This is a genomic window from Microbacterium sp. RU1D (assembly GCF_900156435.1).
GTDB lineage: Bacteria > Actinomycetota > Actinomycetes > Actinomycetales > Microbacteriaceae > Microbacterium.
On sequence record NZ_FTPQ01000003.1, the window covers coordinates 256,243 to 270,333 of the forward strand.

General features: G+C 68.5%; 13 protein-coding genes. 9 read left to right on the forward strand and 4 right to left on the reverse strand.

The window, feature by feature from the left end; translation table 11 throughout:
- Window positions 1-35 precede the first annotated feature (35 nt).
- From B0B15_RS16840 to B0B15_RS13435, 5 genes are read left to right on the forward strand one after another with little or no spacing between them, the layout of a single operon-like run.
- Complete coding sequence (locus tag B0B15_RS16840; RefSeq protein WP_256334323.1) at window positions 36-932, forward strand: ABC transporter permease; 897 nt, start codon at window positions 36-38, stop codon at window positions 930-932.
- On the forward strand, window positions 929-2,740 hold the full coding sequence (locus B0B15_RS13420) for a dipeptide ABC transporter ATP-binding protein (protein ID WP_076676888.1): 1,812 nt from the start codon (window positions 929-931) through the stop codon (window positions 2,738-2,740). Before B0B15_RS16840 ends, B0B15_RS13420 begins: the two co-directional genes overlap by 4 nt.
- 58 nt (window positions 2,741-2,798) lie before the next feature.
- Complete coding sequence (locus B0B15_RS13425) at window positions 2,799-4,211, forward strand: glycoside hydrolase family 32 protein (protein ID WP_076676890.1); 1,413 nt, start codon at window positions 2,799-2,801, stop codon at window positions 4,209-4,211.
- Window positions 4,204-5,106, forward strand: a complete 903-nt coding sequence (locus B0B15_RS13430; protein ID WP_076676892.1) for a PfkB family carbohydrate kinase — start codon at window positions 4,204-4,206, stop codon at window positions 5,104-5,106. Before B0B15_RS13425 ends, B0B15_RS13430 begins: the two co-directional genes overlap by 8 nt.
- A 34-nt stretch (window positions 5,107-5,140) precedes the next feature.
- Window positions 5,141-6,625 (forward strand): glycoside hydrolase family 32 protein, encoded by a 1,485-nt coding sequence (locus B0B15_RS13435; RefSeq protein ID WP_076676894.1) that lies wholly within the window; start codon window positions 5,141-5,143, stop codon window positions 6,623-6,625.
- A 16-nt stretch (window positions 6,626-6,641) separates the two neighbouring features.
- On the opposite strand, the gene B0B15_RS16850 is transcribed toward B0B15_RS13435, so the two are convergent.
- Window positions 6,642-7,268: a low temperature requirement protein A gene (locus tag B0B15_RS16850; protein WP_371113262.1), complete on the reverse strand. Its 627-nt coding sequence runs from the start codon at window positions 7,266-7,268 to the stop codon at window positions 6,642-6,644.
- An 896-nt stretch (window positions 7,269-8,164) separates the two neighbouring features.
- Window positions 8,165-9,112: a LysR family transcriptional regulator gene (locus B0B15_RS13450; protein ID WP_076676900.1), complete on the reverse strand. Its 948-nt coding sequence runs from the start codon at window positions 9,110-9,112 to the stop codon at window positions 8,165-8,167.
- 119 nt (window positions 9,113-9,231) lie between these two features.
- Here B0B15_RS13450 and B0B15_RS13455 point away from each other — a divergent pair, with 119 nt between their 5' ends.
- From B0B15_RS13455 to B0B15_RS13470, 4 genes are all read left to right on the forward strand, one after another.
- Window positions 9,232-10,215, forward strand: a complete 984-nt coding sequence (locus tag B0B15_RS13455; RefSeq protein ID WP_076676902.1) for a putative oxygenase MesX — start codon at window positions 9,232-9,234, stop codon at window positions 10,213-10,215.
- Between the two features lie 20 nt (window positions 10,216-10,235).
- Window positions 10,236-11,264 carry a methionine synthase gene (locus tag B0B15_RS13460; RefSeq protein WP_076677646.1) on the forward strand — a complete coding sequence of 343 codons (1,029 nt, stop codon included), beginning with the start codon at window positions 10,236-10,238 and terminating at the stop codon, window positions 11,262-11,264.
- Between the two features lie 222 nt (window positions 11,265-11,486).
- Complete coding sequence (locus B0B15_RS13465; protein WP_076676904.1) at window positions 11,487-12,527, forward strand: aldo/keto reductase; 1,041 nt, start codon at window positions 11,487-11,489, stop codon at window positions 12,525-12,527.
- Window positions 12,528-12,625: 98 nt separating this feature from the next.
- Window positions 12,626-12,811 carry a hypothetical protein gene (locus B0B15_RS13470; RefSeq protein WP_076676906.1) on the forward strand — a complete coding sequence of 62 codons (186 nt, stop codon included), beginning with the start codon at window positions 12,626-12,628 and terminating at the stop codon, window positions 12,809-12,811.
- A gap of 6 nt (window positions 12,812-12,817) precedes the next feature.
- On the opposite strand, the gene B0B15_RS13475 is transcribed toward B0B15_RS13470, so the two are convergent.
- Window positions 12,818-13,516 (reverse strand): hypothetical protein, encoded by a 699-nt coding sequence (locus B0B15_RS13475; RefSeq protein ID WP_076676908.1) that lies wholly within the window; start codon window positions 13,514-13,516, stop codon window positions 12,818-12,820.
- Window positions 13,517-13,589: 73 nt separating this feature from the next.
- A complete protein-coding gene (locus B0B15_RS13480; protein ID WP_076676910.1) occupies window positions 13,590-14,078 on the reverse strand; it encodes an Lrp/AsnC family transcriptional regulator in 489 nt (162 codons plus the stop codon).
- Window positions 14,079-14,091: the final 13 nt, after the last annotated feature.

A 14,091-nucleotide genomic window follows, 5' to 3' on the forward strand; every position in this document is an offset into this window, starting at 1 on the left:
AGAATTCCGGCTCGACTCTCGTCTCCACCGACACCATGTCGCGGCCCGGCGTGCCCGTACGCACGCCCGTCTTCCGCGACCACTTCGTCGCCAGGCTCCTCCGCGACCGTCGCGCTCTGATCGGGATCATCATCCTGGTCGTGTTCGTCGCGGTCGCCCTGGCCGCTCCCCTGCTCGCCCCCGGCAGTCCGCGTGATGCCGTCGCCGACGGATCCGAAGCGCCCTCCGCGGCGCACCTGCTCGGGACCACACAGAAGGGCGAAGATGTCTTCGCGCTCCTCATCTGGGGGGCGCGCAGTTCCCTCGGGATCGGCTTCACCGTCGGGGCGCTCGCCACGATCGTGGGGCTCCTCGTCGGCCTCGCCTCGGCGTTCTTCGGCCGCGTCATCGACGACCTGCTCTCGGTCGTGACCAACATCTTCCTGCTGATCCCGGGTCTCCCGCTCCTGATCATCCTGGCGGCGTTCCTCCCCGCGGGCCCCGGCACAATCGTGCTGGTCCTCGTGGCCACCGGATGGGCGGGCTCGGCCCGTGTCATCCGCTCACAGGCCCTGTCCCTCCGGGGGAAGGACTACGTGGATGCCGCCGTGGTCACCGGCGAGCGCCCGGTGACGATCATGCTGCGCGAGATGCTCCCGAACATGGCATCCATCGTCATGAGCACCTTCCTCGCCTGCGTGATCTTCGGCATCGGCGCACAGGCGGGGCTCGAGTTCCTCGGCCTCGGCGACGTCTCGGCCGTCAGCTGGGGCACCAACCTCTACTGGTCGAGCATCGAAGGATCCATGATCCGGGGCACCTGGTGGACGTTCCTGCCGTCGGGCGTCGCGATCGCGCTCGTGGCGTTCTCGCTCGCGCTCGTCAACTACGCCGTCGACGAGATCACGAATCCCCGCCTGGTGTCGCGCAAGAAGAAGGGTCGCAACAAGTGAACACGATCGAGCAGCCCGCGGCGGTGCCCGGGCGCGGCGAACGGGGCGAGATCGTCCTCGAGGTGCAGAACCTCACCATCGCCTACGAGACCGCGGGCGACCCCGTCATCGCCGTCGACGACGTCTCCTTCACGATCCGCCGCGGCGAGACCTTCGGGTTGGCCGGCGAGTCCGGGAGCGGCAAGAGCACGATCGCGAACGCGATCCTGCAACTGCTCGGCGGCAACGGCAGCATCGTCGGCGGTTCGATCCGTTGCGGAGACACCGACGTCAGCGCGCTGTCCGGGGAACAGCTGCGCATGTTCCGATGGAGCGACGTGTCGATGGTCTTCCAGAGCGCGATGAATTCCCTCAACCCCGTCCTCACGATCGGGGAACAGATTGTCGACGTTCTGATCACGCACCGAGACTTGTCACGATCGGCAGCACGCTCTCGAGCGCGCGAACTGTTGGAGCTGGTGGGCATCGACCCGGATCGCGTGACGGCTTTCCCGCACCAGTTGTCGGGCGGCATGCGGCAGAGGGCGGTGATTGCAATAGCCCTCGCGCTGGAACCGTCGCTGCTGATCATGGACGAGCCCACGACGGCTCTCGACGTCGTGGTGCAGCAGGAGATCATCCATGAGATCACGCAGCTGCAGGCACGCCTGGGCTTCGCGATCCTCTTCATCACTCATGACCTCTCGCTCATGGTGGAGATCACCAAGAACCTTGGCGTCATGCGCAACGGCAGGCTCCTGGAGATCGGGCCCTCCCGTGAGATCTACGCCAACCCTCAGCACGAGTACACGCGCCGCCTCATCGAGGCGTTCCCCCCGATCCGCTCACGGTCGGTCGTCGACGACGCAGATGCCGAGGAGGAGTCCCCGTTCGGGGAGCCGGTGGTCGTGCTCGAAGACGTCACCAAGGTCTTCACCCAGGGCTCACTGTTCCGCCGTCGCACCACGACCGCGGTCGACCGGGCGTCGCTGACGCTGCACAGCGGCGAGATCATGGCGCTGGTCGGCGAATCGGGCAGCGGGAAGAGCACGATCGCGCGCATCCTGGCGCGGCTGGAGAGCCCCACGTCGGGTCGCATCCTCGTCGATGGCCGCGACGTGCTCCGGGACGAGCCCCGGCGAGCGTCTCGTCGTTACCGCGGCACCGTTCAGATGGTGTTCCAGGACCCGTTCGGCTCCCTCAACCCCACTAAACGCATCAGCCACTTCCTTGAGCGTCCCCTCGCGATCTACCTTCACGACCTGACGTCGGACCAACGCAGGGCCGCCGCCCGCGAGCTGATGGAATCCGTCGAGCTGTCGCCCGCTCTGCTGGAGCGCTACCCGCACGAACTGTCGGGTGGCCAGCGCCAGCGCGTCGCGGTCGCCCGCGCTCTAGCGGTGAACCCCAAGGTGATCCTCGCGGACGAGCCGACGTCCATGCTGGACGTGTCCGTGCGGATGGGCGTTCTGCTGCTCCTCAAGCGTCTGCGCGACGAACGCGGGATCTCGATCCTGTACATCACGCACGACCTCGCCTCCGCCCGGTTCGTGGCGGACAGCACCGTCGTCATGCTGCGCGGCGGCCTCGTCGAAGGAGGTCCCAGCGCCCAAGTCATGGATCACCCGCGACACCCATACACACGGCTGCTGCTCTCGGCCGCACCCGACCCGACGCGCGCCGTGCCCTTCGACCGCGTGGAGCGAGCCGACGCCCGGGCCGAGATCTCCGCGATCGTCGAGCGGCGCGCCGCGGCCGAGGCCCGTAGCGATCGACGCTTCGTGTCGGCCCGGCACTGGATCAGCCCCGACGGGCTCGCCGACGCGTGACCACCGACCCGCCCCTTCACATCGACCTCGCGCCCTCGCGCGAACACAGGAGAACCCCGTGACGACCGAGATCTCGCCCGCGTCCGTCGTGCCGACGACGCGTCCCGTCGTGCATTTCGCACCTCAGCGCAACTGGATGAACGACCCCAACGGTCTGGTCTTTCACGACGGCGTCTACCACCTCTTCTTCCAGTACAACCCGCACGGGACGCAGTGGGGGAACATGAGCTGGGGCCATGCCACGAGCATCGATCTCGTGACCTGGACGGAGCACCCGGTGGCGCTCCTCTTCGACGATGACGCCCAGATCTTCTCCGGGTCGGTGGTCTGCGACGAGGACAACAGCTCGGGTCTCGGCGAGGCCGGTCGAGCGCCGCTCGTCGCGTTGTACACCGCCGCCGCACCGGACGGTCAGGCGCAGGCCCTCGCCTGGAGCAGCGACGGCGGAGCCACCTGGACGAAGCACGGGGTGGTCCTCGATCGCGGCACGGCGGACTTCCGCGACCCCAAGGTCCTCCGCGTCGACGACCACTGGGTGATGATCACGGTCGAGGCCGTAGACCGTCAGATGCACCTGTTCCGTTCGCGCGACCTCCTTCACTGGCATCCGCTTTCGGTCTTCGGACCGCAGGGTCCGACCGACGGGATCTGGGAGTGCCCCGACCTGTTCCGCGTCGGCGACGAATGGGTGATCACGCTGTCGGTCAACCCCGGGCACCCCGCCGGGGGCTCGGGGATGCTCGCCTTCATCGGCGACTTCGACGGGGTGACGTTCACCGCTGATCGGTGGCAATGGCTCGACCACGGCCCCGACTACTACGCCGGGGTGACGTTCAGCGGTCTGGACGAGCGCGTCATGATCGCCTGGCTCAACAACTGGGCGTACGCCCACGACCTCCCGGACGCCCCGTGGCGCGGGAGCATGGCGCTCCCCCGCACGATCGGCCTGCGCGAGGGCCGCGTCGTGCAGACGCCCGCGGTCGCCCCCCTCGAGATCATTCGGTTCGAGGCGACGGACATAGACGTCCCCTCGACGGGAGAGGTCATCCCCTCCCACGCGGTGGCGACGGCGGCACGCCTGCGTCTTCGGATCGGAGCAGGCTCCGGGCGCGTCACTCTGCGATGGGCGACCGCCGCCGCGGAGGGCACGACGGTGGTGGAGCTCACGCACACCGGAGACGAGCTGCTCCTCGAACGCCACGACATGGCGGGCGGGGCGAAGAACACTGCGTTCCCGTCCTCCGCACGCGCCACGCTCCCACCGGACGCCCCGGGCGCTCGAGACCTCGACGTGTGGATCGACGCCAACTCCATCGAGGTGTTCGCAGCCGGAGGCGCGGTGACTCTGAGTCTCCTGACGCTCGCCGACTACGGCGATGCGCCGATCATCATCGTCGCCGACGGGGCTCCCACGCGTCTGGAACACGTGAGTGTCACCGAACTGACCGCCGAGGGAGGTTTCCGTGTCTGATCCCGACGTGCTGGTGATCGGCGAGGCGCTGGTCGACATCGTGGATGCGAGCGGCGCCGAGGTCGAGCACGTCGGCGGGAGCCCCGCCAATGTCGCGCTCGGCCTCGGGCGACGGGGACGCTCCGTCGCGCTCCTCACCCGGCTGGGCCAAGACGCGCGGTCGGACCTGATCGTCCGACACCTCCGGGAGTCGCACGTCGACGTCCTGCCGGACTCCTTTGGCGCCCGCGCGGCCTCTACCGCACGCGCCACGCTCGCAGCCGACGGCTCAGCCTCCTACCGCTTCGACATCGAGTGGGACCTGCCCGCCATCGTCCCGGACCTCAACCCCGCCCTGGTGCACACGGGCTCGCTGGCGCTGTTTCTCGACCCCGGCGCGTCGGAACTCGACCGTTTCCTCGACGGTCTTCGGGCGCCGGTGATCTCGGTCGACCCGAACATTCGCCCCGCGCTGCTGCCCGACCACGCGGTGGCGCTCCGGCGGTTCGAGGCGCTCGCGGCGCGGGCGACGCTCGTGAAGATGAGCGACGAGGATGCCGCGTGGCTCTACCCGGAGCTCTCCCTCGACGAGGCACTGCGCCGAACGCGTGCCGTCGGTGCGCGTCTGGCGGTCGGCACGCGCGGGGCGCACGGCGCGATCCTCCTCGGACCGTCTTCACGTGTCGAGATCGCCGGCGTCACCACTTCCGTCGCCGACACCATCGGCGCCGGCGACACGTTCATGGCATCCCTCATCGACGACTATCTCGCCTCGACGGGCGAGCTCGACGCGACGCTTCTCCGAGTCCTCGGCACCCGCGCCGCCACCGCCGCCGCGCTCACCGTCTCGCGCCCCGGCGCCGACCTTCCGTGGGCTGCGGAACTCGGCACCACGGGCCGGTCTGCATCCCTCTGACGCGCCCGAACCTCGCCCGCGAAAGGACGACCCCATGCGCCCGACTTACCACTTCAGCGTGCCGGACAACTGGAAGAACGACCCCCAGCGGCCGATCTACCTCGACGGCGAATACCACTACTACTACCTCTACAACGCCGACTACATCGCAGGGCGCATCGGCACCTCCTGGCGTCGGGCGACGACCCGCGACCACGTCACGTTCCAGGACCGCGGTGTCGCCGTACCGAAGTCCGGCGTGAACGGCGACTGCTGGTCGGGATGCCTCGTGGTCGACGACCGCAACACGGCCGGTTTCGGCGCGGGGGCGGTGGTCGCCCTGATCACCCAGGCTCCGGGAGGCGTGCAGGGCCAATACCTCTGGTACTCCACCGACGGCGGCGCGACGTTCGCGTCGGCCGGCGATGATCCGGTGCTGGCCAACCCCGGTGTGCCCGATTTCCGCGACCCCAAGGTGATCTGGGACACCGATCGCGATCGGTGGTTCATGGTGAACGCCGAGGGCTTCGAGTTGGGGTTCTACGTATCGACCGATCTACGGACGTGGACGGAGGTGGGGCGTTTCGAGCGCACGGACATCGGCCTGCTGGAATGCCCCGACATCTTCCGCATGACCGCTGACGATGGAACGCGCCATTGGATTCTCGCGACCAGCGCGAACGGCAAGGACCGGGGCCTCCCTGCCACCTACGCGTACTGGACCGGTGACTTCGACGGCGAATCCTTCCTCCCCGACCGCACCGAACCGGAATGGCTGGACTACGGCTTCGACTTCTACGGCGCGGTGACCTATCCGCACCACGACGACGAGGGGCGCGAGACCGACACGCTCCGCCATGCATTGGGGTGGGCGAACTTCTGGGATTACCCGCATAACACCCCGACCCTTGTCACCGATGGGTACAACGGAGACGACATGATCGTCCGCGATGTGAGACTGGTCGCCGACGCGGGCGTGTACTTCCTCGCCTCGACACCCACTGCCGCACTCGACGACTACGCCGGCGATACGCGAGTGCTCGGCGATGTCGAAGTGGCCGACGTCTTCGACCTCGACATCGAGTCCCTCGCCGCGGACATCAGGTGCGAGATCACCTGGGATGCCGAGACTGCTCCCCGCGCCGTCGGGTTCGAAATCTGCAGAGCACGCCAGGGGGGCCGGTTCGTCCGCGCGGGCCTATCCCTGGAGGACGCCTACGTTTACGTCGACCGACGCAACACGATCAGCCCATCGGGCGGTGAGACGCGGACGTCGGTCGATTTCGGGTCTAGCGCAACACCGGTCCGAATCCTCATCGACCAGACGAGTGTCGAGGTCTTCTTCGGACAGGGAAGGGTAGTCCACTCGCACCGCGTGTTCCCTCTCAAGGGCGACACTCATCTTCGGCTGTACGCACAGGGAGGGCGCGCGGTCTTCCGCAACCTGACGGTGCGTAGTCTCCGCGTCGACGAGATTGCGGCGACGTCAGATATAGTCGAGCCTCCGAAGACCCCTCGGGCCTCGTCCGAGCTCCAGTAAGTAAGGGTCGCCCGTTTCACCGCGCCACCAGGGTGGTCTCGAAACTGTACCTGTCGGGCCGGTAGCAATGTTGCCCGACTTCTACCGGGCGGCCGGCGTCATCGTATGCCACGCGTTCCATCGTCAGGAGCGGACTCCCCCGGTCCACATCTAGCAAACTGCTTTCATCCCCGTGCGCGCGGCGGCCTCCAATCTTCTGGTTCGCCACGCGGCAGCCGAGAATCGTGCCGATCAGCTCGAGAGCCAGAGCCGCCGTCCACAACGGCAGCTGCCACGCGTGCGGCAACACGGCGCCGACGATCCAGAGCGCGCCGCCGACGACGGTCCACCCGAGGATCAGAGCGAAAGAGTGCGCGACCCGCCGATCGTGACGGAGGGTCGCCCACACGATGAATCCCGTGCGCCCGATCTGGAGAACGACGTACGAGATCGCGACCGCCCACGCTCGATCACCGAAGGCCTCCGCGATCGAGACGCTCATCACCAGCGCGACGAAGCCCAACGCGACGACCGCTCCACGCAAGGGGAGCGTCACCGGGTCGAGCCAGTTGGTCACCCAGGTGGTCGACACCCACGCCCACCACAGTGCGCACACCATGATGATGCCCTCGAAGGCGCCGAGCGGAGTCTGATTCGAAGAGATAGGCGAACAACTGCATCAGCGCGAGAACGAACATGAGATCGAAGAAGAGCTCGACGTACGTCACCCGATCCGCGCGCGACGAGTCCATGGGGCGCAACACGTCGCGGGTCATCCCGAATGCCATGCCCCATGCTCACATCGACGCGTCGGACACACGCGGATCATCGAGCCCACGTGTCACGCGCCGACCGCGTCACCCGCCCGGGCAGTCGCACGTCCCGCCGCTGGCGCGCTGGCACGGCAGCGACGGATAGTCCTCGGCGGTCACCGTGCGTCGCGCGTCGAGACCGTCGATCGACTGCGGCTCCCCGTACCGCGAGTAGTCGATGACGTCGGCGACGTCGGCGACGTCGGCGACGTCGGCGAGACCGTGGCAGGCGCCGTCGGTGCAGTCGGAGGCGAGGGTGTGGATCTTCCGCTCGCCGGCCGGGAAGCGCAGCTCGAAGCAGACCGCCGCGCTGCGCTGGTCGGAGAAGAAGCCGCCGCCCGTCTCGACCCCCGGCCGACGTCGCGAGGACCAGAGACGTCCCGTCAGCGGATGCCGAGAGCCCGAGGAGCTTGTACGACCCCCCGGCCGGCACGAAGGCGGGGTCGACGTACGCGGGCCGGACGTCAGAGACGAATCCGATCCGGGTGATCGCGGCCTCCGGATCGGAAACGATGTCGGCGCGGTAGGGCCAGAAGGTGTCCTGTGTCCTGTGCCCTGTCCACCGAGCGCGCGAGGGCGTCCTGCAACTCCGTCTCCGGCGATGGCATCACCCCGCACCCCGTCGCCAGCAGCGCAGACATGCCGATGGCCACCGAACCGATACCTCGTCGTGCTCCCCCGTGCATGCGGGTCAGTGTGCAGCATCCCGCACCACCGCACCGGCATGCGGCGAGCGCCGCGGCATCCGTCAGCCCTCGTCGAGCAACTCCACGCCGAATTCGGCGACGACCGCGCGCACCTCGCCGAGGTAGCGCTGCGCCTGCTCGGTGAGCGGGATCGCGGTGCGCCCGATCCAGCCGATCTCGATCTGCTCGTCGACGTCGAGGGGCACCGCGACGATCTCGGGGTCGAGGTCGTCACTGATGATGCCGGTCGAGATCGTGTAGCCCCCGAGGCCGATCATGAGGTTGAAGATGGTCGCGCGGTCGGACACGCGGATCTCTTGGCGACTCGACAGGGTCGAGAGGATCTCCTCGGCGAAGTAGAAGGAGTTGTTCGCGCCCTGGTCGAAAGTCAGGCGGGGAAGGTCGACGAGGTCGTCGAGCGTCGCGCGCGAGCGGGATGCCAGGGGGTTCCGGCGGGACACGAAGATGTGCGGTGCCGCGACGAACAGGGGATGGAAGGCCAGCCCGGAGTCGCGCAGCAGCTTGTCGAGCACGTCGCGGTTGAAGTCGTTGCGGAAGAGGATGCCGAGCTCGCTGCGGAGGGTGCGGACGTCTTCGATGATGTCGAAGGTGCGAGTCTCGCGCAGGGAGAACTCGTACTCCGCGGCATCCGAGGCGTTCACCATGCGCACGAACGCGTCGACGACGAAGGAGTAATGCTGCGCCGACACACCCAGCAGGCGCCGGGAGGGCGGCCGCCCGAGGTACCGCTGCTCGAGCAGCTCCGCCTGTTCCACCACCTGGCGGGCGTAGCCGAGGAACTCCACGCCGTCGTTGGTGAGCGTGACGCCGCGAGCCGAGCGGGTGAGCAGGTCGCGACCGACGCGCGTCTCGAGGTCCTTCATGGCGGCCGACAGGGTGGGCTGCGCGACGTAGAGCAGGTCGGCGGCGGCGGAGATGGATCCTTCGGCCGCGACCTCGATGAAGTACTGCAACTGCTGCAGAGTGATCCCGCTCGGACGTTTTGCCATAGGTCGAGGCTATAGCGCCGCATAGACGGCGGGAATTACCCGATGACCGAAGCCGAGACACAGGATGGGAGCACCACCACCCGCGGGCCCCTCCGGCCCCCGCACCCGATTGGCCCGTCATGGCGAACGACATCACGTTCAGCATCACCACCACCCGTTTCGACGAGGACTACGCACCCGCCGAGTCCTCGCGCGTCACGACGAACTTCGCCAACCTGGCGCGCGGCGCGGGCCGTCAGGAGAACCTCCGCAACGCCCTGTCGATGATGAACCACCGACTGAACGAACTGGTGCAGGCGGACGCCGACCGCTATCGCGTGGAGCTCGACATCGTCTCGGTGCACCTGCGCTTCGAAGACGGGGCGGATGACGAGGAGTTCCCCGTGATCGAGGTGCTCGACGTGAGCATCGTCGACACCCGCAGCGGCGAGCGCCACCGCGGCATCGTCGGCAACAATTTCTCCTCCTACTTGCGCGACTACGACTTCAGCGTGGTCCTGCCGGCGGCCAACGCCGGCGGCACCGGTTTCACGGTGCCCGAGGACTTCGGCATCCTGCACGGGAAGATCTTCCAGCACTTCCTCGACTCCGACGCGTACCGTGAGCGGTTCGCGCAGGCACCCGTGATCTGCATCAGCGTGTCGACCAGCCGCACCTATCGGCGCACGGGTGTCGTGCACCCCGTGCTCGGCGTCGAGTACGAGCAGGACTCGTTCTCGCTCACCGACGAGTACTTCGGGCGCATGGGCCTGCGGGTGCGATACTTCATGCCGCGCGGCAGTGTGGCTCCGCTGGCGTTCTACTTCCGCGACGACCTCACCGCGGAGTACTCCGACCTGCAGCTGGCGGGCACCATCGCGACGATGGAGACGTTCCAGAAGATCTACCGGCCAGAGATCTACAACGCCATCAGCCCCGCGGGCGAGGTGTATCGCCCGACGCTCGACGAGCCCGAGTTCGTCCGCACCGGCATCGACTACGACCGCGAGGAGCGCAGCCGGCTCGCCGTGACGCAGGGCCGCTACGCCGAAGAGCACTTCGTGAAGCCCCACCGTCACATCCTCGACGCGTGGGCCGCCGATTACGCCGCACCCGTTCGATGACCGCCGAAGGATCCGCCACCGTGACCACTGTCCTGCCCACCTCGACCGTCGGCAGCCTCCCCAAGCCCGCCTGGCTCGCCAAGCCCGAGGTGCTCTGGTCGCCGTGGGAGCTCGAGGGCGACGTGCTCGTCGAGGGCAAGCACGACGCACTGCGCGCCGCGGTGCAGGAGCAGGAGCGCCGCGGCCTCGACATCATCAGCGACGGCGAGCAGACGCGTCAGCACTTCGTGACCACGTTCATCGAGAACCTCGACGGCGTCGACTTCGAGAACCGCGAGACCGTGCGTATCCGCAACCGCTACGACGCGAGCGTGCCCACGGTCGTGGGCGCCGTCAGCCGCCGCGGTCCGGTGTTCGTCGAGGATGCCGCCTTCCTCCGCGCGCAGACCGACCGGCCGATCAAATGGGCGCTGCCCGGCCCCATGACGATGATCGACACGCTCTCCGACCGCTACTACGGCAGCCGCGAGAAGCTCGCGTGGGAGTTCGCGACGATCCTCAACCAGGAAGCGCGCGAGCTCGAGGCCGCGGGCGTCGACATCGTCCAGTTCGACGAGCCGGCCTTCAACGTGTTCTTCGACGAGATGAAGGATTGGGGCGTCGCGGCCCTCGAGCGCGCGGCGGAGGGCCTGCGCGCCGAGACGGCCGTGCACATCTGCTACGGCTACGGCATCAAGGCGAACACCGATTGGAAGGCCACCCTCGGCTCCGAGTGGCGCCAGTACGAGGAGTCGTTCCCCCTGCTGCAGCGCTCGAGCATCGACATCGTCTCGCTCGAGAGCCACCACTCGAACGTGCCGATCGAGCTCGTCGAACTCGTCCGCGGCAAGAAGGTCATGCTCGGCGCCCTCGACGTCGCCAGCGAGCGCATCGAGACGCCCGAAGAGGTCGCCGACACCCTCCGCCGCGCTCTTCGATTCGTGGATGCCGACAAGCTCATCCCGAGCTCGAACTGCGGAATGGCGCCGCTCCCGCGTCACGTCGCCTACGACAAGGTGAGCGCCCTGACCGCGGGGGCCGCCCTGCTGCGCGAAGAACTCGCCGGCTGACGCCGGAAGCGGGCCGGAAACACCGCGGTGTGCCGGCCCGCCTCGCTGGCGGCTCGATCCAGCCTGTGGGTCCAGGACGAGTCGGCGGTCAGGCTCTGGCCCCGTCGTCGCAAGGCAAAGCGGACGATTCGCGGCCACTCGGCACGCGGGAGTGATCCCGCCGCAACGCGGATCGCTATGGGAGAGTCGAATCACGCCGACCCCCTCCCGAGGAGCAGTTCCATGCCCATCGCCGCCGATGACCCCCGCCTCGTCTCGCCCTTCGAGGCCGCCGCGACCCGCTACGACGACGTGCCGTTCCAGCGCGCCGGCGCCAGCGGCATCCCCCTCCCCCGTGTCTCGCTCGGCCTGTGGCAGAACTTCGGCACGGCCCGCACGCTCGACTCTCAGCGGGAGATTCTGCTCCACGCGGTCGATCGCGGCATCGTGCACATCGACCTCGCCAACAACTACGGCCCGCCCTACGGCGCCGCCGAGACCACCTTCGGCACCGTGCTGGACAGCGATCTGCGGCGCTACCGCGACGAGCTGTTCCTGTCGACGAAGGCCGGCTACGACATGTGGCCCGGGCCCTATGGCGACGGCGGCTCGCGCAAGTACCTGATGCGCTCCCTCGAGCAGAGCCTCACCCGCATGCGCACCGACTACGTCGACGTGTTCTACTCGCACCGCGTCGACCCCGAGACGCCCATCGAGGAGACCGTGCACGCCCTCGCCGACATCGTGCGCAGCGGCAAGGCGCTCTACGTCGGCATCTCGAACTATCCCGCCGACCTCACCCGTCGCGCCCACGAGCTGCTCGCCGCCGAAGGTGTACGCCTGTTCATCCACCAGCCGCGCTACTCGCTCTTCGATCGCACCCCCGAGGCGGAGCTGTTCCCTGTGCTGCGCGAGCTGGCCGTGGGCAGCGCCGTGTTCTCCCCTCTCGCCCAGGGCCTGTTGACGGCGAAGTACCTCGACGGCACCGTGCCCGCCGATTCGCGGGCGGCCGACAGCCGGTTCCTCGACGCCTCGGCGCTCACCGACGACTACCTCGAGCGCATCCGCGGCATCGACGGCGTGGCCCGCGAGGCCGGACTGTCGATCCCGCAACTCGCCGTCGCGTGGGTGCTGCGCGACCCGGTCGTCACCACCGCGATCATCGGCGCCTCGCGCACCGGCCAGATCGACGACGCCGTCGCGGCGAGCACGACGCCGCTGTCCGACGACATCATCGCGGCGCTCGAGCCGTTCGCCGCGGGCGTGGGCGAACGCTTCGCCTGAGCCCGGACAGCACACCGCCGACCGGGGCGCAAGTGGCATGGCATCCCTCCCTCCGTCGCGTTTGCTGGAGGTTCAGCGGACAGAAGGAGGCAGGCGCTATGGGCGTTGCACGATGGATCGGAACCGGGGCCGTGGGACTGGCGGGAGCGGTGCTCGCACGGACGGCGATCGGCCGCGCGGTGGCCGCGGGAACGGTGGCTTACCGCGTGTGGACCGACCCGAAGGTGCAGAAGGTGCGTCGCCGGGTGGTGTCGAAGCTCGCCAAGCAGCGCCGGGCGCGCTGACGCGGGTCACCTCCCGGGCACGACCCCGAGGATGACGCACGCGACCCCCGCGACGGCGAGGACGACCGCGTAGAGCATGCGGTGATCGGCATCGATCATGCGCACGTAGACGTGGTTCACCCGTGCCGCCGTCGTGGGGAACCGCGACCAGGCCGTCGCGAGGAGCACGAACGGTGCGGCCAGGGCGACGAGGAACACCGCGTACGCCAGCCATCGCAGCAGGGGGTGGTCGCTCACCCCGTCGGCCACCCGGCCCGTCATGTACATGATCGGCAGCGTCGTGAATCCGACGATCGAGCAGCTGACCCCGAGCACGTACGAGCTCCAGCCGTGAGCGTGCGCCGACGGGGCCTTGCGGTGCGGCATCCGCCCGGGTGTGCGCATCCTCCACAGGCCCATCGCGAGTGCTCCGACGAGGAAGACCGCTCCGGCGGCGAGGTCGACGCGGCGATCGAGCACCGCATCCGTGGTTCGTCGCTCCGCGGCCGTGACGAACTCGGTCGGGTCGACGCTCTGCAGCACGAGGTAGAGCACGGTCGCGCCGGTCGCCAGCCCCGCAACCATCCACCCGACCCGGGCGGCCACCCGGGTGTTCTGGGCGAGGGCATCGGCCGTGGCGGCGTAGAGCGCGGGGTTCAGTCCCAGCGTCACCCCCAGGCCGACCATCGTCGTCAACGCCGCCGTCCAGCGGGCGAGGTCGTCCACGTCGCGGGCTCCTCTCGGCGGGCCGGGCCCTGGTGTCGCACGGACATGTGGTCACATCGTAGCGAGGCGCGTGTCAGCGGCCGTGGGATGCGCCCCCGCCGTCGACGGGCAGCGGCGAGAGCGGCTTGGTGACCCCGAAGGCGAACGTGGTGTCGATCGAGGAGAGCGAGGGGATCGCCCGGAGGTGCTCGCGCAGGAGACGTTCGTACGCCTCGAAGGTGGGCGTGACGATCCGAACGAGGTAATCCCAGTCGCCAGCGAGCAGGTGGGCCTCGACGATCGACGGGATCGCGCGCAGGCGCTCCTCCACGGCATCCACCGTCGCCCCCTCGTGCGACGCCAACCGCAGGCGCACGAAGGCGGTGATCTCGAGGTCGACGGCTTTCGGCGACACGACGGCCCGGTAGCCGGAGATCACACCCGCGTCTTCGAGTCGACGCACGCGCCGCAGACACGGCGAGGGCGACAGCCCCACCCGATCGGCGAGCTCTTGATTCGTGAGGCGTCCGTTGCGTTGCAGTTCGGTCAGAATGAGACGATCGATCGCATCGAGAGCTTCCACGTGGCAGATTCTG

Excerpts from the sequence above, each read along its gene's own strand:
- B0B15_RS16840 (WP_256334323.1), top strand. The coding sequence starts at position 36 with ATGTCGCGGCCCGGCGTGCCCGTACGCACGCCCGTCTTCCGCGACCAC.
- B0B15_RS13435 (WP_076676894.1), top strand. The coding sequence starts at position 5,141 with ATGCGCCCGACTTACCACTTCAGCGTGCCGGACAACTGGAAGAACGAC.
- B0B15_RS13450 (WP_076676900.1), bottom strand. The coding sequence starts at position 9,112 with ATGGCAAAACGTCCGAGCGGGATCACTCTGCAGCAGTTGCAGTACTTC.
- B0B15_RS13455 (WP_076676902.1), top strand. The coding sequence starts at position 9,232 with ATGGCGAACGACATCACGTTCAGCATCACCACCACCCGTTTCGACGAG.
- B0B15_RS13465 (WP_076676904.1), top strand. The coding sequence starts at position 11,487 with ATGCCCATCGCCGCCGATGACCCCCGCCTCGTCTCGCCCTTCGAGGCC.
- B0B15_RS13470 (WP_076676906.1), top strand. The coding sequence starts at position 12,626 with ATGGGCGTTGCACGATGGATCGGAACCGGGGCCGTGGGACTGGCGGGA.